The sequence below is a fragment of the Micromonospora rubida genome, from assembly GCF_009908295.1.
Classification (GTDB): Bacteria; Actinomycetota; Actinomycetes; order Mycobacteriales; family Micromonosporaceae; genus Micromonospora; species Micromonospora rubida.
Genome location: NZ_JAAALO010000003.1, coordinates 414,627 through 440,083, shown reverse-complemented (window position 1 = coordinate 440,083; position 25,457 = coordinate 414,627). Strand labels below are relative to the sequence as shown.

Genomic DNA, 25,457 nt, shown 5'->3' with positions numbered 1-25,457 from the left:
TGGCACCGCCGCCCTCGGGCTGATCGGCAGCGGGTCCGCCCCGACTCCCACGCCCACCTGCGCCCCGGCCTGACCTGTCCCGACGGCCCGGGAGGTTCGCGCCGGCACCGCCACCGCGCGGGCGCGAGCCCCCCGGCCACCGGGGGGCGGCGATAGGGTCGATGCCGTGACCCACCTTGCCGCCGACGGGCGCTACGAGACCATGACCTACCGCCGGGCCGGGCGCAGCGGGCTGCGGCTGCCCGCCGTCTCGCTCGGGCTGTGGCACAACTTCGGCCCGGACCGGCCGTTCGAGCGGCAGCGGGACATCGTCCGACGTGCCTTCGACCTCGGCGTCACCCACTTCGACCTGGCCAACAGCTACGGCCCGCCGCCGGGCGCCGCCGAGGAGGCCTTCGGCCGGATGCTCGCCACCGACCTGAAGCCATACCGGGACGAGCTGATCGTCTCCACCAAGGCCGGGTACCTGATGTGGCCCGGCCCGTACGGCCAGTGGGGCTCCCGGAAGTACCTGATTTCGTCGCTGGACCAGTCGCTGCGCCGCCTCGGCCTGGACTACGTCGACGTCTTCTACTCGCACCGGTTCGACCCGGACACCCCGCTGGAGGAGACGATGGGCGCGCTCGACGCCGTCGTCCGCTCTGGCAAGGCGCTCTACGTCGGCATCTCCAACTACGACGCGGAGCGCACCGAGCGGGCCGCCGCCATCCTGCGCGAGCTGGGCACGCCGCTGCTGATCAACCAGCCGTCGTACTCGATGCTCAACCGCTGGACGGAGGACGACGGGCTGCTGGACACGCTGGAGCGGGTCGGGGCGGGCTGCATCGCGTACAGCCCGCTCGCCCAGGGCCTGCTCACCGACCGCTACCTGGGCGGCATCCCCGCCGACTCCCGGGTGCGCACCAGCCGCTTCCTCAATGAGAGCGACCTGGACGAGAAGAAGATGGCCACGGTACGGGCGCTCGGCGCGATCGCCGAGCGGCGCGGGCAGTCCCTGGCCCAGCTCGCGCTCGCCTGGGCGCTGCGCGATCCGCGGATGACCAGCCTGATCATCGGGGCGAGCAGCGTGGGGCAGTTGGAGGCGAACGTCGCCGCACTGGACAACCTGGACTTCACCGCCGAGGAGCTGACCGAGATCGACGGCCACCTCGCCTGACTGGAAGCATGGCGGGACCTGGAGCAGTGGTGAGCTGGTAGTCGTCACGACCGTGGGATCACGTGGGCAGGCAGTGTCACTGACGCGCGGTCGCGGGCCGACCCCGGTAGGACTGCCGCCCCGCCCCGCGACGAGAGGCAGGGGCGGCAGCCGGTCACCTGGTACCGGGGGGACGGCCACCCGTCTTGATCCAGACGAGCGCCGCCACGATCGCCAGGCCCCCGGCGACCCCGAGCAGGTCGGGCAACTGGAGCAGCAGGTCCTCCGTCGCGTACCGGTCAGCCGTGGCCGCCTTGGACGGATCGTTGCGGTCGACGTACACCGTGAGCTCCTCCCCGGCGTGGTGCCGACCCTCGTCGAGCTCGCTGGAGAACCGCTCCTGGTACGCCACACCGTCGACGGCATACGCCACGGTCATCCGGGTCACCGAGGACGAACGGCTGATTCGGAACCGTTCCACCTGCACGACCCGGCCGGTCACCGCTGTCCCCTCGCTGACCCGCTGCTCGACGGTGGCGTCCAGGCGAGCATCGAGCAGGACGGCACCGCAGATCAGCACGGTTCCGAAGAGAGCCGCGACGATGACCCGTATTCCGCCGAGTGGCCTTACCGAGACCGACACCGGTCCTCCAAAGCACGTGAGCTCTGCGGAACCGCGTCCGGCCTCTCCTGTCGGGAGGGCACCGGCCGGGTGCTCGACCGGAAGCCGGCCCAGGGGCTGACCGAGGACGGGATCCCCACCGACCAGCCCACGATCGACTACGGCGTCGGGTACTCGATCCGCTGGGAGCCGGCAGGATCGGAGCCGACGGGGGAGGAACTGGGCGAGCGCGTGGACCAAAATGTCCAGGGCCTGCCGACGTACCTGTTGAACCGGGGCAGGACGGTGATCATCGACGGCTTCCACGGCGGCCGGTTGTCCGTGTCGTTGAACGGGTCCGAGCGGATTCTTCCGGCCACGCCCACGGCACCGCCGACGGACGTGCTGCTCCGGATCGCCGAGGGCATCCGCTGGACGGGATGAGCCGGCCCGGTGGGCATTCCCTGCTCACGGGCGGACGCCGTGGCGGCCTCGATCTCCGAGGCCGCCACGGCGCTCACACCTGGACCGATCGGCCGCTGCGCGGGCCGGTGGCGTCACTGCCAGCCGTCGAGCCTGCGATACCGGTCGCGGCCGACGGCGAGCGCGACCCCGCAGACGCCGGTCTCCGCCGCCCAGCCGGGCGTGCTCGCGGGGGCGAGCACGGGGGCACGCTGGTCGCGGCGGTCCTGGCCGCGTACGCGATCTTCGGTTGCCCCCGCCGCGCAATCCCGGACGACCAGGGCTGAGCCCGTTTCGGATGGGCGCAGCTCCGACAGGTCTCGTGCTCGCAGCAAGGCCACGCGTCACGCCGCGCCGCTACCGCCCTCCCGCCGCGCCGTCCGCTCCTGCTGTGGCCGGCGCAGGTCGTCGACCAACTCTGCCGCCACGTCCGCTGGCTCGGCCAGACAACGCCACGCCGGTATTCGACGGACGGGGGCATGGCCACCGGTGATGTCGATAAGCGCCAGCACCTTACGCAGCCCTCGACCGTCAGGGTCGCCCGCCGGATCATCGACGACGACCGCCAACTCGATGTCGGCGTGCCGCACCACAAGGTCGACGGTCCGTCCTGCCATGGCAACATCACGCCGCACGGCGAGGCCGGCACCCCGAAGGGCACGGTGCAACCGATCGACTGGCCCCGTCGTGGCAGCCGGCGCAGCGTCGGCGACACCTTGGCCGAGAGCCAGGGCGGTCAGCAGTCCACGTTGCCCCGACCACCACGAACGGTCGCCGACCACGACGAGCTGGGACCGGGCCCGGGTGATGGCGACGTTCCACAGGTTGGTCTGGTGCACGAGCCAGCCCCGGGTGCGGTCCGGGATGCCGTGCGCCCCGACGGGCGAGACGACCATAATGTCTCGTTCGCTGCCCTGGAACTTGTGGATGGTCGCGCAGAGCAGGTTGTCGGTGAGGCCGGCGTCGCGCAGGGCCGCGGCCAGGCGGCGCTGGTGCGCGGCGAGCGGCGTGACCACCCCGATCGAGGCATCGGGGTACGCCGTCCGCAGGTGCGCCACCTCGGTGACGACCTGATCGATCTCCACCTGGTTACGCCCGGAACCGGTCGCCCCGGGGCTGAACTTTCCGGGGACGTCGCGCCAGCGCACCGCCGGCTCGGCCGGGGCGGCCAGCCGGGCCGGGTCGGTCAGCACAGTGAGCCGCCCCTGGTAGACCTCCCGGTTCGGCACCTCGACGATGTCCGGGTGACACCGGTAGTGCTCGTCGAGGAGGTGCGTCGCGCCCGCCGCGGCGGCGAACGCGTCGTACGCGGAGTGGCCCGTGTAGGTGAGCCGACGGGTGGTCAGCCAGCCGGTGCTCACATCGGCCCGGGCTCGCTCGGTGACGTCGTCAGTCTCGGGCAGGTCGACGACGGGCGCGAGCTGACGCGGATCGCCGATGATCAGTGCCCGCTTGGCGCGGTAGAGCATGGGCAGGATCGCGGGAATGCTGCACTGCGCCGCCTCGTCGATCACCACCAGGTCGTACAGCGCGGGGCTTCTGCGTAGCCGCCGGGCGGAGAGCGCGGTCACCGCCCAGCCCGGTAGCGCCCGCAGCAGCTCGGGGAAGTAGGCCCAGCTGTCCGACTGCGGCTTGGCCATCTCGTCGGCCCGGTCCTGCAACAGGCGCGCTCCCGCAGCCACCCGTCGGGCGATCTGCGCCCGCAGTAGCTCGATGCTGCGGGCGGGCCTGTCGGTGCCGACCAGGCTGACGAGTTTGCGCCAGGGAGCCTCGGCGTCGGGCAGCTCGGCGAGACGCTGCCGCCGCTCGCGCCAGCGCAGCTCGATCACGGCCCGCTCGGCGAGCGCCTCGACGGCGTCCCGGTCGACGACCCGGTACGCCCGCAGCCGCCACCGGTACCACCACCCGAGCCACCTGCTGGCGAGCGCTCGATCGGTCAGGTGGACGAGCTGCGCCAGAGCCCTGTCGTCGTCCGGCAGGGTGGCCGCCCCGGCGCTCGGGTCGGCGTCACGCTCGACGGCCAACTCGGCGAGGTCGCGTTCGAGCAGACGTAGCTCGTCGAGCGTCCCACGGAGGCCGGCGGCCTCTTCGGCCAGCAGTCGCAGCTCGTGCAGCGGGGTGCGGTCGTCCGGCATGGCGTGCGGCGCTGCCTGCGGATAGGCCGCGAGGATGTCGGCGAGGTGCTTCGGTTCCTGTAGCCGGTGCTCCTTGTTGCCGGTACGCAGCAGCAGGCCCGGGCCGATCAGGTCGGTGACCCGGCCGAGCACCGAGTCGACGGCCTGATTGCTGGTGGAACCGATCAGCACGCTCTGGCCGGCGGCGGTGGCGGTGGCCAACAGGGCGGTGACCAGTTGACTCTTGCCGGTGCCCGGGGGCCCCTGGGCAACGGTCAAGGGCTGCGACATCGCCGCCTGGATGATCTCTTCCTGCGCCTCGTTCGTGGCGCTCATCGCCACCGTCACGGCCGGCGTGGGAGCCACCTCGTCGGGGCGGAGCGCCAGCGCGCCCAGGGCGGTCCGCTCGATGAGCTTCGGATTCTTGACCATGCCTCGCAGGTCGTCGACGAGCTGCCGCTGCGGCGACTCGGTGGCGTCGACGGTGTAGAGGATGGCCGCGTTCTGCACCCCGCTCAACGGTCCCGGCCGGATGGTGCCGACGAGCATCGCCGGGTCGAGCTCGGCCACCAGGGTCAGCCCGAACGTCTTCCTGAGCACGTCGACGGTGGCGACCAGGGCAGCGGGGTCACCCGGCACGAAGACCTGCTCGACGCGTTGCCGCAGCTCGTCGGCTTCCACCTCGGAGAGCTGGAACAGGTCCATGAGGGCCGAGCTGGGACGGGGCGGAAAGGAGGCGTGCAGGACGTCATCCGCGCCGACGGTGGCGTCGCAGACCAGGAGTGGGGCGAGCCGTGGAGGTCTGCCCTGGCCGGGCCGAACGGCGACGACCGGATAGCCGTACTGCACCTCCCTGCCGTCGGCCCGGGCCCGCGCGGCGAGTTTGGCGGCCGCGCCGCCCAGCCGGACGGGCGCGTCCGAGGTGAGGACGGCCTCGGACCCGGGCGGAGCCGCGACGTACGTGCCGGTCGCCCGGGGGTCGATGAAGGACTGCAACACGGTGGACCGCTGCATGCAGTTGACGTAGTAGGTCACCAGGCGGCGCCACTGGTCGGCGTCGAACGGTGCCTCGTCCGCCGGGCTCGCCGTGGCGGCGGCGACCTGTTTCGCGGCGGCAGCGGAGCCGGGCACGGTCACGAGCCGGATCGGCTCGGTGACTCCCTCACTCGACTCGACCGGGCTGTGCTGACGACGCCGGGCCATCTCGGTCAGGGCGTACCGGGAGAGGTCGTTGGTGGTGATCCAGCCGTCGTCCGCCGTCCCCTCGGCCGCGCCCCGCAGGCCGTTGAGGAGCACCTCGGTGAAGATCGAAGGCTGGTCCGGCCCCTGCGCCTTCGACGCCTTCAGGTGGGTGCTGGAGGTGAGCGTGAAGGTGCCGCGCTCACGCTTGAGGCGGCGTGGCTCCTCGCGCACCCCGCCCCGGAAGCGGTGCCGGGCGGTGAACGCGCCGGAGAAGCAGCAGTCGAGGAGGACCACCTTCTGGCTGGCCCTGGTGTGGTTGAGCAGATGACGCAGGGTGCCGTCGGTGTCGAACGCGGTCGCGTGCAACTGCCCGCAGACCGTGTCGGTCGCGGCCAGGAACAGCGACTGCCCGTCGCCGTGCAGCACGCCGTGGCCGGAGTAGTAGAGCAGCGCCAGGTCGCCGTTGCGCCGCGCGCCGTAGAACTCCTCGACGACCTGACGCAGGTGCGCGGCCGGCAGGTCCAGTTCGGCGCGTACGGTGTCGAACTCGCCGGCCCCGTCCAGCAGGGCCTTGAGCTGCGCCACGTCCTGTCGTACCGAAGGAAGGGGCGCAAGCTCGCGGTCGACGTGGCAGGCGGCCGTGCCGAGCAGCAGGGCGTGCCGACCCATCAGCGGCGGGACCGTTCGATCGCGGCCCGCACCGTCCTGATCAGTTCGTCGGTCTGGGCGTGGGTGGGCCGGTCGATGGTCAGCTCGATGTCACCGACCCGCAGGTGCACCCGGCGGCCGGTGTGACGTTGCAGGAAGGCCAGGACCACGTCGACCAGGGCCTGCACGTAGCCGGGGTCGACGCCCGCCAGCACGGTCACCACGCCGAGCGCCAGCTCGCCGACGCCCTTGGCAGCCGGGTCGGTGGTGGGCCGCTCGATGCGATCCACCTCGCCGACATCGCGAAGGTCGTCCGCCAGCTCGTCGGTCAGCTCGCCGAGGACGAACTCGTCGTCGTCGGCGAGCGGCGTGAAGTCGATCCGGATGCGGACGTGAGACACCCAACCTCCTCGGCGTGCGGTGCTGACGAGGCTACGGAGACGCCGATGCGTGCGGTTATGTCTGTCGGCTTTCCGATCGACCCGTCCACACGCGACTGACCGGTCGGCTCAAACATCGACCCTGGCCGTCTCGGGCGGGGAATGGCGCACTCCGGTGGGTTGGTCCCGCCCCTGTTCGGCGGCCTGATCGGTCGTGGCCGCCCGCGCCGGGGGGATGGCGGTTCCGGGCCCAGGAGGCCGGGCCGCTAACTGGCCGACTCGGCCTTGAGCCCCGCGATGAAACCGACCCAGGAGCGGCCGTCGAAGGCGAGCGCCGGGCCGCTGCGGTCCTTGGTGTCGCGGACGCCCACCGCGCCGCCGACGAACCGCACCTCGACGCAGGCCGCGTTGTCGGAGCTGCGGGAGGACTTGAACCAGCCACGATCGGGGGTGGGGCGAGGGGCCATCACGTCATCTCCTTGGCGATCCGCCGGATCAGCGCCAGCGATTCCGCCGAGCTTAACGCCCGTTCCCGCGCCTCGGCGAAGGTCATCGTGTAGTCCGCGACCCGGCTGGACTGGTCGATGATGTCGCTGGAGGTGAGCACCTCCTGCCAGACCAGCTCGGGCAGCCGGGGCGACGGGAACGACAGGATCTGGAACGGGCCACCGAGCGCGGGATGCGCCCCGGCGGCGAACGGCATCACCCGGATCTCGATTTGGCCGGGGCGCTCGGTCAGCAGCCGGTCGAGGTGGTCGAGCTGGGCGCGCATCACCTCCGGGCCGCCCACCTGCTGCCGCAGCGCGCCCTCGGCGATCACGGTGGTCAGGCGCAGCGGGTGGTCACCATCCAGCCGCCGCTGCCGCGCCAACCGTGCGGCGACCCGCCGGTCCATCTCCGTCAGCCGGACGTAGGTGTTGCCGCCCCGGATGACCGCGCGGGCGTACTCCTCGGTCTGCAACAGCCCGTGCAACAGTTCGTTGTGGTAGCTGCGGACGTGCTCGGCGCCCGCCTCGTAGCCGAGGAAGCGGAGAAAGTCGGCGGGGAAGAGCTGCGAGTACTGGTGCCACCAGGCCCGCTGCATGGCCCCGACTCGCAACTCCTCCAGCTCGGCGGCATCGGAGGGGTCAATTTCGTAGATCTTGACGAGCTGGGCCAGCCGGTCGGCCGGCAGCTTGACCCGGCCAGCCTCCACCCCCGAGATGTACGCCTGCGTGATGCCGCTGGCGCGGCCCGCCGCGACCGCAGTCATCCCGACCTCCTCGCGGCGCTCGCGCAGCCGCATCCCGAGCTCCCACGCCTGCACGGTGGGCGACGCGGGCGGTGGTGTCGACCTACGACGTGTCCTTGAGGGGCTCGATGCCATCTCAACTCCATTCGATCGTTGCCGGTGCCATGTTGCTGACCATAGTTGACGGACACGCGGACGGCTACCCCCTTGATATAAGCGGAGCTGTCGGCAATGCTGCTTTGGAGAGCCCTTCCAAGCAGCAGGAGGCGACATGCTCAACGAGGTCACCTGGATCGCCAAGGAGCCGCGTGTGCGGCACGCGTTCTCGCTCTGCCGGGTTGTCGACGCCGGCACGGCGGACGAGTGGTACGACCTGCTCGGCGTCATCCAGGTGCCGATCGACCGGTTGGCACCGCAGAAGCTGCGCGACCAGCTACTGCCGTGGGCGCTGGCCACCCTGTCGGCCGGCGGATACAACTTCGGCCGCTACCACGCGAGCTACTCCACGCTGGACGAGGACGACGAGCCCTACAAGGCCTTTGCCAACGAGGTCATCGACTGGTCCGGCAGCACCGTCCTGGTCCCCGTCGAACAGTCGCTGGGCGGGTGATCCGTGCCGGCATCGCCTGCACGTGGGGGCGCTTCGGCACGCACCCAGCCCCGGCCGTCAGAACCGCTTGCCACCGATATAGGCGACCACGAGCTGCTGCCGGGACCGTTCCATCCGGAAGTGCAGCCGGCCCGCACCCGGCGGTAGCCAGCTCAAGCTCAGCCAGTCCCTCCTTGACCTGATGGAACCAATCCGGCCTGAGCCGGCGCAGGGCGTGCTCGTCGTACCGGATGAGCCGATGATTCGCGACGAGCTGCAACGGCCCTGGACGATCTGCTCGGGCCGCGCGGTGGCCCGGCGGAGGAGTTCCCCACCAGGGAGAACTCGCTCGACCGCTATGTTCTCGGGCGACTGGCTTCCACCGTCGTGTCGGTCGTTTCGGCCATAGAGGACACCAGCGAACGGGTCCTACGCCCAGGCCTCCCCACCGGCCAGGTCAGGCCCGCTCACTTGAAGGCGGCGTGGCCGGTCAGCACCTGGCCGATGATCAGTTGATGCACCTCGGAGGTGCCCTCGTAGGTGAGCACGGATTCGAGGTTGGCCGAGTGCCGGATGACCGGGTAGTCGAGGGTGATCCCGGCCGCGCCGAGGATGGACCGGCACTCGCGGGCGATGGCGATGGCCTCCCGCACGCTGTTGAGCTTGCCCAGGCTGACCTGCCGGTGGTCGAGCGTGCCCGCGTCCTTCATCGCGCCGATCTGCAACGCCAGCAGCATCCCCTTGCCCAGCTCCAGCCCCATGTCGGCGAACTTGAGCTGGGTGGCCTGGTACGCGGCGAGCGGCTTGTCGAAGATCAGGCGGCTGCGGGCGTACGCGATCGTCGTCTCCAGGCAGTCGTGGGCCGCGCCCAGTGCCCCGAAGACGATGCCGAAGCGGGCCTCGTTGAGACACGACAGCGGCCCGGACAGGCCGGCGGCCTCCGGCAGCATCGCGTCGGCGGGCAGCCGCACGTCGTCGAGGACGAGTTCCGAGGTCACCGAGGCGCGCAGGGAGAGCTTGCGGGTGATCTCCGGGGCGGTGAAGCCAGGGGTGCCGGCGGGGACGAGGAAACCTCGGACGCCCTCGTCGGTGCGGGCCCACACCACGGCGACATCAGCGATCGAGCCGTTGGTGATCCACATCTTGGTGCCGTCGAGCACCCAGTCGTCCCCGTCGCGGCGGGCCCTGGTCCGCATGCCGGCCGGGTCGGAGCCGAAGTCCGGTTCCGTCAGGCCGAAGCAGCCGATCGCCTCGCCGGCCGCCATCCGGGGCAGCCACTGCTGCTTCTGCTCCTCGGAGCCGAACCGCCAGATGGCGTACATGGCGAGCGATCCCTGCACCGAGACCAGAGAGCGCAGCCCCGAGTCGCCCGCCTCCAGCTCGAAGCAGGCCAGCCCGTACGCGACGGCGGAGGTGCCGGCGCAGCCGTAGCCCTCCAGGTGCATGCCGAGCACGCCGAGCTGCCCGAGTTCGAGGGCCAGGTCCCGGACGGGCAGGCTGCCGTCCTCGTACCAGGTGGCGATCTCCGGGCGGATCCGCCGGTCGACGAAGCCGCGCACGGCGGCCTGGAGGGCCCGGGTGTCGTCGTCGATCAGCGCGTCGACGCCGAAGTACGCGAGCGTGGGCGCGGGGGTGGACAGGGTCACGATTCGTTTCCTCCCGGGGCTTCTTCGAGCTGCGTGTTCACGCTACGCGCGACGGCGACGGCGAGCGCGTCCAGCGCGGGCAGTCGGTCACTCGATGCGACCGGCCCGGCCCAGCAGGTACCGCTGTTCGACCTGGTTCCGCGTCAGGGCGGCCGCCTCGCGGTACCGTTCCGCCGCGCCGGTCGGGTCGCCGGTCAGCTCCAGCAGGTGGGCGCGGACGGCGCGTTCCCGTTGCCGGGTCAGCGGTTCCTCGTCGAGGTGGTGGCTCCGGTTGAGGTCGTCGAGCAGCGCCAACCCGCGGGCCGGCCCGTACGCGTGGGCGACCGCGACCACCCGGCTCAGCCGCACCGGCGCGGTCGGGCTGAGTTGTTCCAGTCCGAGGTACAGCGCCGCGATCTGGGGCCAGTCCGTCCGGCCCGGTGACGCTGCCGCGGCGTGCACGGCCGCGATCGCCGCCTGCAACTGGTACGTGCCGACCTCGCGCCGCCGCCAGACGCCGTCGATCAGCCCGGTGCCCTCACGGATCAGCTCGGCATCCCACTGTGTCCGGTCCTGCTCGTCCAGCGGCACCAGCTCGTCGCCCCGCGTACGGGCGGCCCGCCGCGACTCGGTGAGCAGCATCAGCGCGAGCAGCCCGGTCGCCTCGGCGTCGTCCGGCAGGGAGTCGTGGAGCATGCGGGTCAGCCGGATCGCCTCGCGGGTCAGGTCGACGCGGGCGAGCGTGTCGCCGGTGGAGGCCGTGTAGCCCTCGTTGAAGATCAGGTACAGCACCTGCATGACGGCGTTCATCCGGCTGTCCCGGTCGGCGTCGGTCGGCGGGGTGAACCGGGCGCCAGCGCGGGCCAGCTGCTGCTTGGCGCGGCTGATCCGGGCGCCCATGGTGTTCTCGGCCGTCCCGTAGGCATGGGCGATCTCCGCGGTCGTCAGGCCGCCGACCGCGCGCAGGGTGAGCGCCACCTGGGAGGTTGCGCTCAGCGCGGGATGGCAGCACAACAGCAGGAGCGTGAGACTGTCGTCGGTCTCCAGCGGCGGGTGCGCCCGCCGGGCCGGATCCCGCATCGCCAGCTCGGTCATGCCGGCGTGCTGCTCGCGGCGGCGTCTGGCCTGGTCGGCGCGGAGCAGGTCGACCATCCGCCGGTACCCGATCCGGATCAGCCAGCTTCGTGGGTGCTCCGGCACACCGTCGGTCGGCCATGCCCGGCTCGCGACGAGCAACGCCTCCTGCACCGCGTCCTCGGCGATGTCGAAATGGCCGAAGCGCCGCACCAACGCGCCGAGCACCTGCGGTGCCTCGGCGCGCAGCAGGTGCTCGACCGCATGCGTCACGCGAATCCGGCCGCTCGGCGGCCCGCGACGTCGCCGAGGCCGTTCATGCGGCGAAGTCCTCCCCCATGATCGGCCGGATCTCCATCGGTTCGCCCAGCACCTCCACCATCCGCGAGACGATCTCGACGGCGCGCTCCTGGCTGGCCACATCGATCACCGCGAAACTGGCCAGGACCTCCTTGAGCTCGACGAACGGGCCATCGGTCGCCACCGGCCCGGCCGGCGTCCTGCGGACCGTGGTGCTGACGGCCGGGTGCCCGAGACCCTCGCTGCTGACAAACTCACCGGTCTCGATCAGCTCCTGTTCGAACCGCTGGTACCCGGCGAACGCGGCCAGCGCCTCCTCGGAGGGCGTGTCGGCGGTCGCGGCGTTCCACGCGGCGGCCGGCGTGTAGCTGAGCAGCAGATACTTCACAGTCATCCTCGTGTTCGCGGGCCTCGGATCACGCTACGCCGGTGGCCGAACGGCGCAGGGAGAGGGCGACGACCGTCGTCCAGGTGAAGGCGACCAGACCGTTCACGGCGATCTGGATGCTCATGTGGCTCTGCGACATGGGCAGCAGCAGGATGAGCGCGGTGATTGCGTTGAGCACGGCCGGCAGCGCTGCGTGACGACGGGCGTGGCGGACGGTCAATACGACGGCGGCGACGGCCAGCGCGGTGAAGGCCGTGGCGGCTGCGGCCGAGTGCGCGATGCTGTGCCAGGTCATCTCGCCGGCCGGCCCGTCCGCGGTACCGACCGGGAAGCCGTGCTCCGGATCCATGGTGAACACGCCGGCCGCGACGAGCCCGGCGCCGAAGACCCCGACGAAGATCGGGAGCACGCGCCGACCGGTCCCCTCGGTGAGGGTCCCTCGGATACCCACCGCGAGCGCCAGGCCGCCGAGACCGGCGAGGACGAACGTGGTGATCTGAACCCAGCCGAGGCTTCCGGTGGCGAGCTGGCTGATCGGGTGTCGCGTGATGTCGTAGCCCTCCCGGGTCAGCATCTGTGTCACGGCCGAGGCGAAGAAGACCGGTCCGGCGAGGGCGCCGGCGAGGAGCAGGCGCCCGGACGAGCGGCGGACGGCGGGAACGGCGGCGGCGACGGTGGTCATGGCTTCCTCCTGGGTGGGTGTTCGCCGCTACCTCGTGGCCGCACCGGGCACTTTGACGCGCAGGGGATATGACGTGGGCCACAACAGATCGACGTCACGGGATGTCAAAGCCGGGGTGCGGCCGCCGAGGTACCGGCAAGCACCCACCGAGGAGGACACGATGTCTGAGAACAGCCAGCCGAGCGCCGAACTGACCGCCCTGGACCGCCTGGTCGGCACCTGGACGGTGACCGGCGGCGCCGAGGGAACCGTGCGGTACGAGTGGATGACCGGCGGCTTCTTCCTGCTCCAGCACGTGGAGCTGACCCAGTTCGGCCAGCCGGTCACCGGCCTGGAGGTCATCGGCCACCTGCACCCGTTCGGCGAGCCGATCGGCACGGACGTGGTGTCGCGGTTCTACGACGCGGCCGGCAACACCCTCGACTACGTCTACGAACTCGTCGGCGACAAGCTCGTCATCTGGGGCGGCGCGAAGGGCAGCCCGGCCTACTACGAGGGCACGTTCAGCGCCGACGACACCACGGTCACCGGCGAGTGGACCTACCCGGGCGGGGGCGGATTCGCGTCCACGATGACCCGGAGCTGAACCCGGACAGCCACCGCCCCTGAGCGGCCGGAGGCGTACGGTTCCCCACTCAACCTCGGACGCCGCCGACGCCCGAACCGGCTGGTGGACCGACCTGCCGGGCGACAGCCCGGCCACCCGGGTGAACCCCTGACGAACCGGAGTGTGGCCGAGCCGTCTTCGGACGGCTCGGCCACACCGTCCGGCCCACCATCCCCGCACGGACTGAAGAGTGATGGCCGTCACATGATTGGCCCTGTGGCCGGGTCATACGGCCCACCCGGGGTCAAGTGAGGGTGAAACGATCAAAGGCCTGCTCGCCGCGAACGGTGAGCAGGCCTTTGATCGTCAATCTCAAGGTGGAGCCGAGGGGACTCGAACCCCTGACCCCCACACTGCCAGTGTGGTGCGCTACCAGCTGCGCCACGGCCCCTTGACTTCGCCCCCGGTCGCCCGGGCACGGAGAGAACTATACACACGCCGGCCGCCATGGTCATCTCGCGGGCCCCACCCCCGGGTCAGTTCAGCGCGACGTCCGGCGGGAAGTGGGCGACCGCCGCCATCATGCCGCCCTGCCGGCGCAGGACCATCGGCCACAGGTCGTCCGGGCGGTCGACGAAGGCGTCCCCGGGCAGCGCGTCGAAGACGAACCAGGACCCGTCCTCGATCTCCTGTTCGAGCTGGCCAGCACCCCAACCGGAGTAGCCGGCGAAGACCCGGATGCCGCCGATGCTCTCCCGCATCCGCTCCGGGTCGGCGGAGAGGTCGATCGTGCCGACGGCCCCGGCGACCTGGTGGAAGCCGCGCAACCGCTTGACCGGGCCACGCATCCGGGCCAGGCAGATCGCCGAGTCCGGCTGCACCGGCCCGCCCTCGAACAGCACCGCCGGGTCCCGGGCCAGGTAACTCCAGTCGCCGAGGACATCGACGACCGGGAGCTCGGTGGCCCGGTTGAGCACCACGCCCAGCGCCCCGCCCGGCTCGTGAGCGACGAGCAGCACCACCGTCCGGTCGAAGTTCGGGTCCTTGAGCGTCGGAGTCGCGACCAGCAGCCGTCCGGTCATCGACTCCATCGCACGCCCGCCGATCGCCTGGTCTTCTCCCTGCATGTCAGACATCCGTCAGCCACGCGCCGAGGGACGGGGGCCATCGCCCCGGACGTCGGCACCGCGGCCGGACCGGACGGCATCGACACCGGGGCCGAGCGGGGAGGTGGAGGGCCACACCCGGTCGGCACGGGACTCCGCGCTCATCCCTGCTGTCAACGCCATGCCTGGCACCATAGCTTGCGGTCGGGGCCCTGGCTAAGGTCTGACCGGTGGGTGATCGAGTGGGACCGGAGGGGGCGATGATGGGGCCGACAGCGGACATCGCGGTGATTGGCGGCTCGGGGCTCTACGCCCTCCTGGAGGGTGCCACCGAGCACCAGGTGGAGACGCCGTACGGGGAGCCGTCCGACCCGGTGACGATCGCCGAGGTGGGCGGCCGGCGGGTGGCGTTCCTGCCCCGCCACGGGCGCGACCACCGGCACCCGCCGCACCTGATCCCGTACCGGGCGAACCTGTGGGCGCTGCGGTCGCTCGGGGTGCGCCAGGTGCTCGCCCCGTGCGCGGTCGGCGGGCTGCGTCCCGAGCTGGGGCCGGGCACGTTCGTGGTGCCGGACCAGCTCATCGACCGCACCAGCGGCCGGGTCCAGACGTACTACGACCGGGGCGCGGTGCACGTGACCTTCGCCGACCCGTACTGCCCGGTTGGTCGCCGAACGCTGCTCGACGCGGCGGCCGGGCGGGGGGTGTCGGCGGTCGACGGCGGCACGATGGTGGTCGTGGAGGGGCCCCGGTTCTCCACCCGGGCGGAGTCGCGCTGGTTCACCGCGATCGGCGGGGCGGTGGTCAACATGACCGGCCACCCGGAGGCTGTGCTGGCCCGGGAGCTGGCCCTCTGCTACACCCCGATCGCCCTGGTCACCGACCTGGACGCGGGGGTGGAGAGCGGCGGTTCGGTGACCCAGGAGGAGGTCTTCCGGGTCTTCGGCGAGAACACCGACCGGCTGCGCGGGGTGCTGCTGGACGCGGTCGCCGCCCTGCCGACCGGGCGGGACTGCCCGTGCGGGCGGGCGCTGGACGGGATCAAGCTGCCCTTCCCCCTCCCCTGACCCCGGGAGGCGGGGCGGCGGGGCGACGGCCAGCGCGGGCTGGGCGAATCGCCCGATAGGTGAGCCTTTTCCGGATAGATTCGGCAGGTCGGGGACCCGATCGCCGCGTCGTCTCCGGCGAGGAGGCAGCCCGCGCCGCGACACGGAGGCCCACCGATGGCAACGGTCCGCGAGACGACGTACGACCTGCTCCGGGCGCTGGGCCTGACCACCGTCTTCGGCAACCCCGGCTCCACCGAGGAGCCGTTCCTGCAGGAGTTCCCCGCCGACTTCCACTACGTGCACGCCCTGCACGAGGCGTCCGCAGTCGGGATGGCCGACGGGTACGCCCAGGCCACCGGCCGTCCCGCGCACGTCAACCTGCACACCGCCCCGGGCACCGGCAACGGCATGGGCAACCTGGTCACCGCCTGGCACAACAAGACGCCGCTGATCGTCACCGCCGGCCAGCAGACCCGGGAGATGCTGCTGATCGAGCCCCGGCTGACCAACCGCCGGGCGGTCGAGCTGACCCAGCCGTACGCCAAGTGGAGCTACGAGCCGCCCCGCGCCCAGGACATCCCGGCGGCGTTCATGCGGGCGTACGCCACGGCGGTGCAGCCGCCGGCCGGGCCGGTCTACCTCTCCCTGCCGCTGGACGACTGGCAGCAGCCGGCGTCAGCGGCGCCCGAGGTGCGTACGGTGGCCACCCGGTACGCCGCGGACCCGACCCGGCTGCGGGATTTCGCCGCCCAGGTGGCCGCCAGCCGCTCCCCGGTGCTCGTCCTCGGCGGGGCGGTCGACCGGGCCGGGGCGTGGCCGGCGGCGGTCGCGTTGGCCGAGCGGCTGGCCGCCCCGGTCTGGTCCGCGCCGGCCCCGGAGCGGGCCGCGTTCCCCGAGGACCACCCGTACTACCGGGGCGTCCTGCCGTACGCGATCGGGCCACTGGCCGAGGCGCTGCGCGGGCACGACACGGTGCTGGTGGTCGGCGCGCCGGTGTTCCGGTACTACCCGTACGTGCCCGGGGACTACCTGCCCGCCGGCACCCGGCTGCTGCACATCACCGACGACCCGGAGGAGACGGCCCGCGCGCCGGTCGGGGACAGCCTGCTCGGCGACCCGGGCCTGGCGCTCGCCGCCCTGGGCGACCTGGTCCCGGCGGCCGAGCGCCCGCCCCCGCCGCCCCGGCCCGCCCCGGAGCCGCCCGACCTGGGCCCGCCGCTGAGCCCGGACGGCCTCTTCGCCGCCCTGGCCCGGCACTGGCCGCCCGACGGGGTGCTGGTGCAGGAGTCGCCGTCCAACCTGGCCGCGCTGCGCCGCCGGCTGCCGGTCACCCGGCCCGCGTCGTACTTCACGATGGCCAGCGGCGGACTCGGCTTCGGGCTGCCGGCGGCGGTGGGGATCGCGCTGGCCGAGCGGGACACCGGGCGGGGCCGCCCGGTGGTGGCGGTGATCGGGGACGGCTCGTTCCACTACTCGGTGCAGGCTCTGTGGACGGCCGCGCGGCTGCACCTGCCGCTCGCCGTCGTGGTCCCGGTCAATCAGCAGTACGCGATCCTCAAGTCGTTCGCCGAGCTGAAGCACACCCCCGGGGTCCCGGGCCTGGACCTGCCCGGCCTGGACATCACCGCAGTGGCCCGGGGGTACGGCTGCGCCGCCACGGTCGTCGAGGAGCCCGACGGGCTGGGCGACGCACTGCGCACGGCGCTGGCCGCCGACCGGCCCACCGTGCTGCCGGTGCCGATCAGCACGGACGTTCCGCAGCTGCTCTGAGCCCCAGCCCACCCGCCCACCACCCCGCCCCTCCCCCGCCGCGTGCCTCGCCCCGGCTCGGCCCGGCTCGGCCCGGCTTGGCTCGCCCAGCCCAGCCCGCCCCGGCTCGGCCCGGCCCGAGCAGCACCACCTGGCCCGCTTCGGCGCGCGCGTCCGCGCGGCCCTGGCCCAACCCACCAGACCCATGCGGCCCGTCCGGCCCGTCCGGCCCGTCCGCGCTGGCCAATGCCTGTCTGTGGCCCGGTTGGGCCTACCGCCAGGCTGGCCTACCGCAGGCTTGGCTTGGGCCGCCCCGAGCTGGGCCACCCCCGGTTAGCCCATGTGGAGCTGCCCCGTTTGTGCCACCGGTCGGCGGTAGCACAAACGGGGCAGCTCCACATGGACCGCCGAGCACCCCCACCCACTCACCGCTCGTCGGCATCCCTCGGCTCGTCGGGACCGAACGCGGTCAGCGTGGGGCCACAGCCAGGGGCGAGGGTCTCAGCCAGCGGCGACGGGCCACAGCCAGCGGCGAAGGGCGACAGCCGGCGGCGAAGGGCTCAGCGGCGCTGGATCAACGGCGCTCCGGTGGTCACGTCGAGCACCGTCCGGTCGCCGAGCGGCGCCTTCAGGGTGGCGGTGACCGGCTTGAGCACGAGCTGATCGGTGCAGATGCCGGTGGCCGGGGTGACACCGCCGCCGACCACCACCACGTCGTCGCGCTCCTGCACCAGTGGGGTGGCCCCGGTGTCGCAGGCACCCACGCCGATCCGCCAGGTCAGCCGGGCACCCTCGACGGTCTGGAGGTCCTGTGCGCCGACCACGCCGTCGGGCACCGGCCGGGTGGGCGCGACGCCCTGGGGCACGGCGGTGACCGCGCCGGGCGCGACCGCGAGCCGGGCCACCGGGGTCCCCAGTTCCTCGACGGTGAACACCCAGGCCGGGACCTGCGCCTCGCCCCGGCTGGTACGCACCGGCGCGGTGCCGAGCCGCACGGCGGTGACGGTCAGCGGCACGCAGGCGGCCGACGGCACGTTGCTCACCGGGCCGTCCGGGCCGGGCTCGATACTCGGGCCGTCCGGGCCAGGCTTGATGATCGGGCCGTCCGGGCCAGGCTTGATGATCGGGCCGTCCGGGCCGGGCTCGACGATCGGGCCGTCCGTGGCGCCGGGCTTGGGTCGGAAGCCGGGACGCTTCTCGGGCGTCGGGGCCTGCGGCCGTCCCTCGCACGGCGGCGGGTCGCCCTGGTCGAGCTGCCGGTACGCCGTGGCGGCGCTGAACAGCGGCACGGTCAGCGTCCCGTCGGGGAAGCGGATCACGCCGTCGGCCGGATCGGCGGTCGGCATGGCGATTTGCTCCCGGTACCAGCCGTTGCGGAAGGCCTGCTCGGTCTCCGGGGTGAGGTCGAATTCCCTGAGCAGTACGGTCGGCTCCTGAAGTGGCACGTACCCGGCGGTCCAGGCGTTCCCGGGCCGCCACGCCTCGGCCACCTCGACGGCCCGCTGGTGGAACGGTTCCCACCGGTCGTCGGCGCTGCCGGGGCCCATCTCCACCCCGGCCGGGCCACAACCGGCCGCAACGATGAGCAGGGGCAGGCCCGCCAGGGCAAGAACTCGACGCATGCCCCTTCGACGCGCCCGCCCCGTTTCCGGTTCCCCGGCTTGCATTCACCGGCCTTCCCGCCGGCCCCACCGGCCCGGACACGACTGTGCGCCCCGGTCCGGGTGGACCGAGGCGCACAGGTCGAGGTGGTGGAGGTGCCGGGAATCGAACCCGGGTCCTTCGCCGGTTTGTCAGGGCTTCTCCGAGCGCAGCTCGCTATGCCTCTACTCGGCCCCACCGCTCACGCGAGCGAGTTGGTGTGACGGGCCCAGTCGCTGATTAATCTCGCCGCACGGACCCCGCGACCGGGTCCGATTGGCCAGCCCTCTAACTGATGCCGGCTGACTGGGACGAAGGCGTTCCCAGGCCGACAGACTTAGCTACTCGCCTCAGGCGGCGAGAGCGAAGTCAGCGCGAGTGTTCTTGGCGCTTATAAGTTTCCGACGACCGATTTTCGAGACGACGTCGGCTTCCTCGGCTCGCTTCCCCTGTCGCTGCGTACGAAGTCGAAACCAGTCACCCCCTCGACGGGCCGCCCCTGTCGGCGGCTCCACACAAGCCTAACGCCTTCCGCAACCGGTTTCATCCCGAGGCCCGCCCCGACGTGCCGGGAAGGGACGAACGGAACGAATCAGTCGTCCATGCCCTTGCCGCGCCGGCCGGCGGCCCGGGCGATTTCCCGGTCCGCGTCCCGCTTGGCGAGGTCCTGCCGCTTGTCGTACGACTTCTTGCCCTTGGCCAGGGCGATCTCCACCTTGGCCCAGCCGTCGGAGAAGTAGACCTGCAACGGGACCATGGTCAGGCCGCCCTCGCGGGTCTTGCCGATCAGCCGGTCGATCTCCAGCCGCTTGAGCAGCAGCTTGCGGGTACGCCGGGGCTCGTGGTTGGTCCAGGTGCCCTGGGTGTACTCCGGGATGTGCATGGAGTGCAGATAGAGCTCACCGTCGCGCTCCTGGGCGAAGGCGTCGACCAGCGACGCCCGCCCGGCCCGAAGCGACTTGACCTCGGTGCCGGTCAGCTGCATGCCCGCCTCGTACGTGTCGAGGATGGCGTAGTCGTGGCGCGCCTTCTTGTTGGAGGCGACGACCTTGCGCCCCTTCTCCCGTGGCATCCGGCGCCACCTCCCCTCGTTGTGGCTCCCGGCCGGGGCCGGAAGCGGAGATCATGCTACCCGAACGGCAAGGACCCCCCGGCACGGATTATTCCGCGCCGGAGGGTCCTGCCGCGTCGGGCAGACCTGAGGGTGACTAGACCCGCAGGTAGAACCGGAGGGTCACCCACGCGGTGACGGCGCTGACCAGACCGCCCACGCCGGCCATGATCGGGAAAACGACGAGAATGTCGCCCCAGGTGACCGGGGAGAGCAGCCCCTGAAGGTCACTGAGCGCGCCGTCGAACAGCAGGTACTTGGCCGCTATCAGGGCGACAAGGGCGAGCAGCGAGCCGATCAGGCCCGCGACCACGGCCTCCAGCACGAACGGCGCCTGGATGAACCAGTTGGACGCGCCGACCAGCTTCATGACCGCGACCTCACGCCGCTTGCTGTACGCCGCGACCTGGATCGTGTTCGCAACCAGCAGCAACGCGGCGATTGCCATCACCGCCGCGGCCGCCAGGGCGATGTTCTGGACCGAGGTGAGGATCTTGAAGATCTTGTCCAGGAGTTGGCTCTGGTCGACGATCTCGTCGACGCCCTCGGTGTCCTTGTACTGGTTGTAGATCTCCCGGTACTGCTCGGGGTTCACCAGCTTGAGCCGGAAGGACTCGGGCAGGCTGTCCGCCTTGACCGCGCTCAGCAGGTCGGGCGCGTCCTGGAACATCTCCTGGAAACGCTTGTACGCCTCGGCCTTGTCGACGAAGACGGCCTCCTTGACCAGCGGATCGCTCTTCAGCTTGGCGTCGATGTCGGCGCGCTGCTGCTCGTTGGCCTCCTTGGTCAGGAAGATCGAGACCTCGATGTTCTTGTAGTAGAGGTCCTTCATGTCGTTTACCTGGCTGTACATCAGACCGCTGGCACCGAGCATGGTCAACGACACGGCCATCGTGATGATCATCGCGATGGTCATGGTCACGTTGCGCCACAGTCCGACCAGTACCTCGGACAGGACGTATTTCACGCGCATCGGGAATTCCTCCGGGTCTCCGGCGTGAGGTGATCGTCGTCAGGCTGCACAGGGGTGGAGCGCCGGCTCACCCGTAGACGCCACGGGCCTGGTCGCGCACGATGCGACCGCTCTCAATCTCGATGACCCGACGCCGCATCTGGTTCACGATGTTCGAGTCGTGGGTGACCATCACGACGGTCGTGCCGGTGCGGTTGATCCGGTCCAGGAGGCGCATGATCTCGATCGACGTGTCCGGGTCCAGGTTTCCGGTCGGCTCGTCCGCGAGCAGGATCAGCGGACGGTTCACGAACGCCCGGGCGACGGCGACCCGCTGCTGCTCACCACCGGAGAGCTCGTGCGGGTAGCGGTGCTCCTTGCCACCGAGCCCGACCAGCTCCAGCACCTCGGGAACGACCCGGCGGGCAACCGCCTTGGTCTTGCCGATCACCTCGAGGGCGAACGCCACGTTCTCGTACGCGGTGCGGTTCGGCAGCAGCCGGAAGTCCTGGAAGACACAGCCGATCGAACGCCGGAAGTGCGGTCGCTTCCAGGAGCGCATCGAGGTGACGTCCTTGCTGTTGACGACGACCCGCCCCTTGTTGGGGGTCACCTCGTGCAGCAGCATCTTGATGATCGTGGACTTGCCGGAGCCGGATGGACCGATGAAGAAGACGAACTCGCCCTTCTCGATCGAGACGGACACGTTGTCGAGCGAAGGCCGGGACGCCTTCGGGTACGTCTTCGTCACTTGCTCAAGCTGAATCACGGGTGGTGAGTCTACGCGGTGTAACCGATGAACCAAGCCCCCACGCCCCGCCGATGCGAGGCGCGTCATCGAAACACCCGGTTATCGGGAGATCGACGACGCGCTCCGCCCGCGATCGATCACGCTGCGTCGCCGGCGAGCTGTCGCTGCTTGCGCCAACGGATACCGGCTTCGATGAAGCTGTCCAGCTCGCCGTCGAAGACCGAGGTCGGATTGCCGGTCTCCTGCTCGGTTCGGAGATCCTTCACCATCTGGTACGGGTGCAGGACGTACGAGCGCATCTGGTCGCCCCACGAGCCGGCGGCATTCTCCTTGAGCCCCTCCAGCTTGGCCTGCTCCTCCTGGCGCTTGCGCTCCAACAGGCGGGCCTGGAGCACCCGCATCGCGGACGCCTTGTTCTGGAGCTGGGACTTCTCGTTCTGGCAGGTCACCACGATGCCGGTGGGGATGTGGGTGAGCCGCACCGCCGAGTCGGTGGTGTTGACGCTCTGCCCGCCCGGGCCGGAGGACCGGTAGACGTCGACCCGCATCTCGTTCTCGGGGATGTCGATGTGGTCGGTCTGCTCGGTCACCGGCAGCACCTCGACACCGGCGAAGCTGGTCTGCCGGCGGCCCTGGTTGTCGAACGGGCTGATCCGCACGAGGCGGTGGGTGCCGGACTCCACGCTCAGCGTGCCGTAGGCGTACGGGACCTTCACCGCGAAGGTCGCGGACTTCAGGCCCGCCTCCTCCGCGTACGAGGTCTCGTAGACCTCGGTGGGGTAGCCGTGCCGCTCGGCCCAGCGCAGGTACATCCGCAGCAGCATCTCGGCGAAGTCGGCCGCGTCCACGCCGCCGGCCCCGGCCCGGATCGCCACCAGCGCCTCCCGCGAGTCGTACTCGCCGGACAGCAGGGTGCGGACCTCCATCTCCTGGATGGCCTTGGTGAGCCCGCCGATCTCGGTCTCCACCTCGGTGAGCACCCCGGGATCGTCCTCGGCCTCGGCGAGCTCCAGCAGCACGCGGGCGTCGTCGAGCCGGGAGCGCAGGCTGCCCAGCTTGCTGATCTCGCCGTTGACGTACGACAGCTGGGAGGTCACCTGCTGTGCCTTGGCCTGGTCGTCCCACAGGTCCGGCGCGGAGGCCTGCTCCTCGAGCCGGGCCTTGTCCTCGTGCAGTCGGTCGAGGTTGAGCACGGCCTCGATGTTGCGCAGGGTGGCGTCGAGTTCCTTGAGCTGTTCGGCGTAATCGGCAGCGGTCACGACAGACAAGACTACTGCGAATACGGGAGGTCAGCTTGCGAGCCCCACGGTGACGGGCGAAAAGTGTCCGCGTGACTGACGGCCCGGGCGTGTCGGCCACCCTGGTCACGGACGGATCCAGCCCCGACCGACGGCCCGGTGGCGGGGTGGCGGGCCGTCGATCGGGTCAGCCGACGGGGGCGGACTTCAGCCAGGACAGGGCGGCCTTGTGGTAGGCGACGGCGAACTCCAGCGCGCTGGCGTCGAACGAGTCGCCCTCCTTCTTGGCGTTCTTCACCTGCTCCCGCACCCGGGCCAGGGCCTCGCTGTGGTATTCGTTGGCGGAGGCCTGGAGGTTGCGCAGTTGGGTGGCCGAGTGCAGGCCGCCGAAGGCGACCCGCAGGGCGATCGGGTTGCGGATGGTGTCCCGCCCCGGGTCCTCGGCCAGCCAACGGGAGAACGTCCGCTTGCCGGCCGCGGTGATCGCGTACGGCTGGCTGGACCGGGGGCCGGGCTTGCCCAACCGCACCAGACCGCGCTCGGCCAGCACCGGAAGCTCGCGGTAGACCTGGCTGCGGGTCATCGACCAATACGGGGCGAGCTTGCGCTCAGCGGCGGCCATCAACTGCCCGCCTGTCATGGGACCCTCGTGGAGCAGCCCGAGGAGGGCCGCCGCCGTGGGGTTCACTCCGGAATCCGCCATGCCCCTTACGCTGCCACTTTGCCGACCCGGCGTCCAGGATTTGCCATTTTCGCCACCCTGGAGGGTTTCCTTTGTGCACTGTCGGCGGGCGACAGTCCGTTGAGGGCCGGTCACGCTGCGCACAGCCAGGGCCCCCGCGACACGGCGGGAGCCCTCGCCGGGCGCGTCAGCCCATGTGGGGGTAGGTGTGGTCGGTCGGTGCGACGAAGGTCTCCTTGATCGTCCGGGGGGACATCCAACGGACCAGGTTGTGCCAGGAGCCGGCCTTGTCGTTGGTGCCGCTGGCCCGGGCGCCGCCGAACGGCTGCTGCCCGACCACCGCGCCGGTCGGCTTGTCGTTGATGTAGAAGTTGCCGGCCGCGTACCGCATGCGCTCGGCCACCGCGTCCACCACCCGGCGATCAGTGGCGAAGATCGCCCCGGTCAGCGCGTACGGTGCGATCGACTCGGCCTGGGCGACGACCTCGTCGAAGCGGGCGTCGTCGAAGACGTGCACGCCGAGAATCGGCCCGAAGTACTCGGTGGTGAACGTCTCGTGCGCGGCGTCGGTGCACTCGAACAGGGTCGGCCGGACGAACCACCCGACCGAGTCGTCGGCGGTGCCGCCGGCCAGCACGGTGCAGGAACTGTCGCCGGAGATCAGCTCCAGGGCTGCGGCGTGCCGGTCGAACGCCTTGGCGTCGATCACCGCGCCGCCGAAGTTGGTGAAGTCGGTGACGTCGCCGTAGGTCAGCGAGTCGGCGGTGGCGGCCAGCCGGTCGCGCAGCCCGCCCTCCCAGAGCGACCGCGGGACGTACGCCCGGGACGCGGCCGAGCACTTCTGGCCCTGGTACTCGTACGCGCCGCGGATCAGCGCGGTGTGCAGCGCGTCCACGTCGGCGCTGGCGTGCGCGACGACGAAGTCCTTGCCGCCGGTCTCGCCGACCAGCCGGGGGTAGCCCCGGTAGCGGTGGATGTTGTCGCCGACGGTCCTCCACAGCTGCTGGAAGACCTTGGTCGAGCCGGTGAAGTGGATGCCGGCCAGGTCCGGGTCGGCGAGCACCACGTCGGAGACCTCCTCGCCCCGCCCGGTGACCATGTTGATCACGCCGGGCGGCAGGCCGGCCGCCTCGAACAGCCGCATGGTGAAGTGCGCGGCGAACTGCTGGGTCGGGCTCGGCTTCCAGACCACGGTGTTGCCGAGCAGCGCCGGGGCGGAGGGCAGGTTGCCGGCGATCGCGGTGAAGTTGAACGGGGTGACCGCGTAGACGAAGCCCTCCAGTGGGCGGTGGTCGAGACGGTTCCACACTCCCGGGGAGGAGAGCGGCTGCTCCTGCAGCAGGTTCCGGGCGAAGTGCACGTTGAACCGGAGGAAGTCGATGAACTCGCAGGCCGCGTCGATCTCGGCCTGGATCGCGGTCTTCGACTGGCCGAGCATGGTGGTGGCGTTGAGGGTGTCCCGCCACGGGCCGGAGAGCATCTCGGCAGCCCGCAGGAAGATCGCCGCGCGCTCCTCGAACGGCAGGGCCCGCCACATCGGGGCGGCGTCCTTGGCGGCCTTGACCGCGGCGCGGGCGTCGTCGTGGGTGGCGTGGCCGGTGACGCCCAGCACGTGGTCGTGCCGGTGCGGCTGCACCACGTCGATCGGCTCGCCGCCGGCCATCCGCTGCTCGCCGGCGATGGTCATCGGCAGGTCGAGGCGCTCGCCGGCCAGCTCGGCCAGGCGACGTTGGAGCCGCTCCCGGTCGGCGCTGCCCGGCTCGTAGGCACGGACCGGCTCGTTACGCGGCTCGGGTACGGAGAACACGGCGTCCATCGGGGCTCCTGGCGATCTCGGCAGCGGTGGCGAAATCGGACCCACGGGCACCGACCGGGCGGCCGGGACGCCGTACGCCGCGGGCTGCACCGGTCGCGGCGGCGGGACCTGCGCCGATTCTCCCACGCGGCACCCCCGGTTTCGTCCCACCCCGGCCCCACCCCGCCCGACCTGGCCCGCACCGCGCCGCGAACACCGCCTGCGAATCACCGCCCGACCCGCCTCCAGTGCCGGCGATTCCGTCGCCTGGCCCACGCCGCGCCTACGATTCCTCGCCCGCCGCCGCCCGGGCGCGGGACGGGTGGGGCGGTGCGGTGGGCTTCGGACGGGCGGAGGGTCGACGGTCGGGTGGCGCGTACCCTGGATGGCCGGTGACCAGCCCCGCCCGCCCGCCGACAGAGCCG

At 71.5% G+C, this 25,457-nt stretch carries 23 protein-coding genes, 1 tRNA gene and 1 other RNA gene; 6 read left to right on the top strand and 19 right to left on the bottom strand.

Features of this window, described 5'->3' with window-relative positions:
* Positions 1-166 precede the first annotated feature (166 nt).
* Positions 167-1,156: an L-glyceraldehyde 3-phosphate reductase gene (gene mgrA, locus GVV04_RS11595; RefSeq protein ID WP_161687418.1), complete on the top strand. Its 990-nt coding sequence runs from the start codon at positions 167-169 to the stop codon at positions 1,154-1,156.
* Positions 1,157-1,310: 154 nt separating this feature from the next.
* Here the strand turns inward: mgrA and GVV04_RS11590 are convergent, their stop codons facing one another.
* On the bottom strand, positions 1,311-1,778 hold the full coding sequence (locus GVV04_RS11590) for a DUF3592 domain-containing protein (RefSeq protein ID WP_161687416.1): 468 nt from the start codon (positions 1,776-1,778) through the stop codon (positions 1,311-1,313).
* Positions 1,779-1,847: 69 nt separating this feature from the next.
* On the opposite strand from GVV04_RS11590, the gene GVV04_RS34360 reads away from it, so the two are divergent.
* A complete protein-coding gene (locus GVV04_RS34360; protein WP_161687414.1) occupies positions 1,848-2,180 on the top strand; it encodes a hypothetical protein in 333 nt (110 codons plus the stop codon).
* 362 nt (positions 2,181-2,542) lie between these two features.
* Here the strand turns inward: GVV04_RS34360 and GVV04_RS11580 are convergent, their stop codons facing one another.
* The 4 genes from GVV04_RS11580 to GVV04_RS11565 all read right to left on the bottom strand — a co-directional run bounded on the left by GVV04_RS11580 (position 2,543) and on the right by GVV04_RS11565 (position 7,807).
* Positions 2,543-6,163 carry an AAA domain-containing protein gene (locus tag GVV04_RS11580; protein ID WP_161687412.1) on the bottom strand — a complete coding sequence of 1,207 codons (3,621 nt, stop codon included), beginning with the start codon at positions 6,161-6,163 and terminating at the stop codon, positions 2,543-2,545.
* The gene (locus tag GVV04_RS11575; protein ID WP_161687410.1) at positions 6,163-6,543 is read right to left on the bottom strand and encodes a hypothetical protein; all 381 of its coding nucleotides are present in this window, start codon (positions 6,541-6,543) and stop codon (positions 6,163-6,165) included. The genes GVV04_RS11580 and GVV04_RS11575 overlap by 1 nt, the downstream gene beginning before the upstream one ends.
* A gap of 245 nt (positions 6,544-6,788) precedes the next feature.
* Positions 6,789-6,989 carry a DUF397 domain-containing protein gene (locus GVV04_RS11570; RefSeq protein ID WP_161687408.1) on the bottom strand — a complete coding sequence of 67 codons (201 nt, stop codon included), beginning with the start codon at positions 6,987-6,989 and terminating at the stop codon, positions 6,789-6,791.
* Positions 6,989-7,807, bottom strand: a complete 819-nt coding sequence (locus GVV04_RS11565; RefSeq protein ID WP_201753302.1) for a helix-turn-helix domain-containing protein — start codon at positions 7,805-7,807, stop codon at positions 6,989-6,991. The genes GVV04_RS11570 and GVV04_RS11565 overlap by 1 nt, the downstream gene beginning before the upstream one ends.
* Positions 7,808-8,024: 217 nt before the next feature.
* Between GVV04_RS11565 and GVV04_RS11560 the strand changes: the two genes are divergently transcribed.
* Positions 8,025-8,363 (top strand): hypothetical protein, encoded by a 339-nt coding sequence (locus tag GVV04_RS11560; protein WP_161687404.1) that lies wholly within the window; start codon positions 8,025-8,027, stop codon positions 8,361-8,363.
* A gap of 446 nt (positions 8,364-8,809) precedes the next feature.
* Here the strand turns inward: GVV04_RS11560 and GVV04_RS11555 are convergent, their stop codons facing one another.
* The 4 genes from GVV04_RS11555 to GVV04_RS11540 form a co-directional block, all read right to left on the bottom strand.
* On the bottom strand, positions 8,810-9,937 hold the full coding sequence (locus tag GVV04_RS11555) for an acyl-CoA dehydrogenase family protein (RefSeq protein WP_407938795.1): 1,128 nt from the start codon (positions 9,935-9,937) through the stop codon (positions 8,810-8,812).
* 138 nt (positions 9,938-10,075) lie between these two features.
* On the bottom strand, positions 10,076-11,314 hold the full coding sequence (locus tag GVV04_RS11550; RefSeq protein WP_328822317.1) for an RNA polymerase sigma factor: 1,239 nt from the start codon (positions 11,312-11,314) through the stop codon (positions 10,076-10,078).
* A gap of 43 nt (positions 11,315-11,357) precedes the next feature.
* Positions 11,358-11,735: a YciI family protein gene (locus GVV04_RS11545; protein ID WP_201753301.1), complete on the bottom strand. Its 378-nt coding sequence runs from the start codon at positions 11,733-11,735 to the stop codon at positions 11,358-11,360.
* A gap of 22 nt (positions 11,736-11,757) precedes the next feature.
* On the bottom strand, positions 11,758-12,411 hold the full coding sequence (locus GVV04_RS11540; RefSeq protein ID WP_161687398.1) for a DUF998 domain-containing protein: 654 nt from the start codon (positions 12,409-12,411) through the stop codon (positions 11,758-11,760).
* 160 nt (positions 12,412-12,571) lie between these two features.
* Between GVV04_RS11540 and GVV04_RS11535 the strand changes: the two genes are divergently transcribed.
* Positions 12,572-12,997: a DUF1579 domain-containing protein gene (locus GVV04_RS11535; protein ID WP_161687396.1), complete on the top strand. Its 426-nt coding sequence runs from the start codon at positions 12,572-12,574 to the stop codon at positions 12,995-12,997.
* Between the two features lie 339 nt (positions 12,998-13,336).
* Here the strand turns inward: GVV04_RS11535 and GVV04_RS11530 are convergent.
* A tRNA-Ala gene (locus GVV04_RS11530) sits at positions 13,337-13,409 on the bottom strand.
* An 85-nt stretch (positions 13,410-13,494) separates the two neighbouring features.
* Entirely contained in the window at positions 13,495-14,085 is a 591-nt protein-coding gene (locus GVV04_RS11525) for a YqgE/AlgH family protein (protein WP_161687394.1), read from the bottom strand.
* A gap of 242 nt (positions 14,086-14,327) precedes the next feature.
* Between GVV04_RS11525 and GVV04_RS11520 the strand changes: the two genes are divergently transcribed.
* Both GVV04_RS11520 and mdlC read left to right on the top strand, forming a co-directional pair.
* Entirely contained in the window at positions 14,328-15,131 is an 804-nt protein-coding gene (locus GVV04_RS11520; protein ID WP_161688363.1) for an S-methyl-5'-thioadenosine phosphorylase, read from the top strand.
* Between the two features lie 156 nt (positions 15,132-15,287).
* Positions 15,288-16,883, top strand: a complete 1,596-nt coding sequence (mdlC, locus tag GVV04_RS11515) for a benzoylformate decarboxylase (RefSeq protein ID WP_161687392.1) — start codon at positions 15,288-15,290, stop codon at positions 16,881-16,883.
* 539 nt (positions 16,884-17,422) lie between these two features.
* On the opposite strand, the gene GVV04_RS11510 is transcribed toward mdlC, so the two are convergent.
* The 8 genes from GVV04_RS11510 to pruA all read right to left on the bottom strand — a co-directional run bounded on the left by GVV04_RS11510 (position 17,423) and on the right by pruA (position 25,053).
* On the bottom strand, positions 17,423-18,409 hold the full coding sequence (locus tag GVV04_RS11510) for a hypothetical protein (RefSeq protein ID WP_407938794.1): 987 nt from the start codon (positions 18,407-18,409) through the stop codon (positions 17,423-17,425).
* A 202-nt stretch (positions 18,410-18,611) separates the two neighbouring features.
* Positions 18,612-18,988, bottom strand: a transfer-messenger RNA (tmRNA) gene (gene ssrA / locus GVV04_RS11505).
* A gap of 107 nt (positions 18,989-19,095) precedes the next feature.
* Positions 19,096-19,575, bottom strand: a complete 480-nt coding sequence (smpB, locus tag GVV04_RS11500; protein WP_161687388.1) for an SsrA-binding protein SmpB — start codon at positions 19,573-19,575, stop codon at positions 19,096-19,098.
* 136 nt (positions 19,576-19,711) lie between these two features.
* Entirely contained in the window at positions 19,712-20,587 is an 876-nt protein-coding gene (gene ftsX, locus GVV04_RS11495) for a permease-like cell division protein FtsX (protein ID WP_161687386.1), read from the bottom strand.
* A 67-nt stretch (positions 20,588-20,654) separates the two neighbouring features.
* Positions 20,655-21,335, bottom strand: coding sequence for a cell division ATP-binding protein FtsE (gene ftsE, locus GVV04_RS11490; RefSeq protein WP_161687384.1), 681 nt, complete (start codon positions 21,333-21,335; stop codon positions 20,655-20,657).
* A gap of 119 nt (positions 21,336-21,454) precedes the next feature.
* On the bottom strand, positions 21,455-22,576 hold the full coding sequence (prfB, locus tag GVV04_RS11485) for a peptide chain release factor 2 (protein ID WP_161687382.1): 1,122 nt from the start codon (positions 22,574-22,576) through the stop codon (positions 21,455-21,457).
* A 166-nt stretch (positions 22,577-22,742) separates the two neighbouring features.
* Positions 22,743-23,258 carry a PadR family transcriptional regulator gene (locus tag GVV04_RS11480; protein ID WP_161687380.1) on the bottom strand — a complete coding sequence of 172 codons (516 nt, stop codon included), beginning with the start codon at positions 23,256-23,258 and terminating at the stop codon, positions 22,743-22,745.
* Positions 23,259-23,424: 166 nt separating this feature from the next.
* Complete coding sequence (gene pruA, locus GVV04_RS11475) at positions 23,425-25,053, bottom strand: L-glutamate gamma-semialdehyde dehydrogenase (RefSeq protein ID WP_161687378.1); 1,629 nt, start codon at positions 25,051-25,053, stop codon at positions 23,425-23,427.
* Positions 25,054-25,457: the final 404 nt, after the last annotated feature.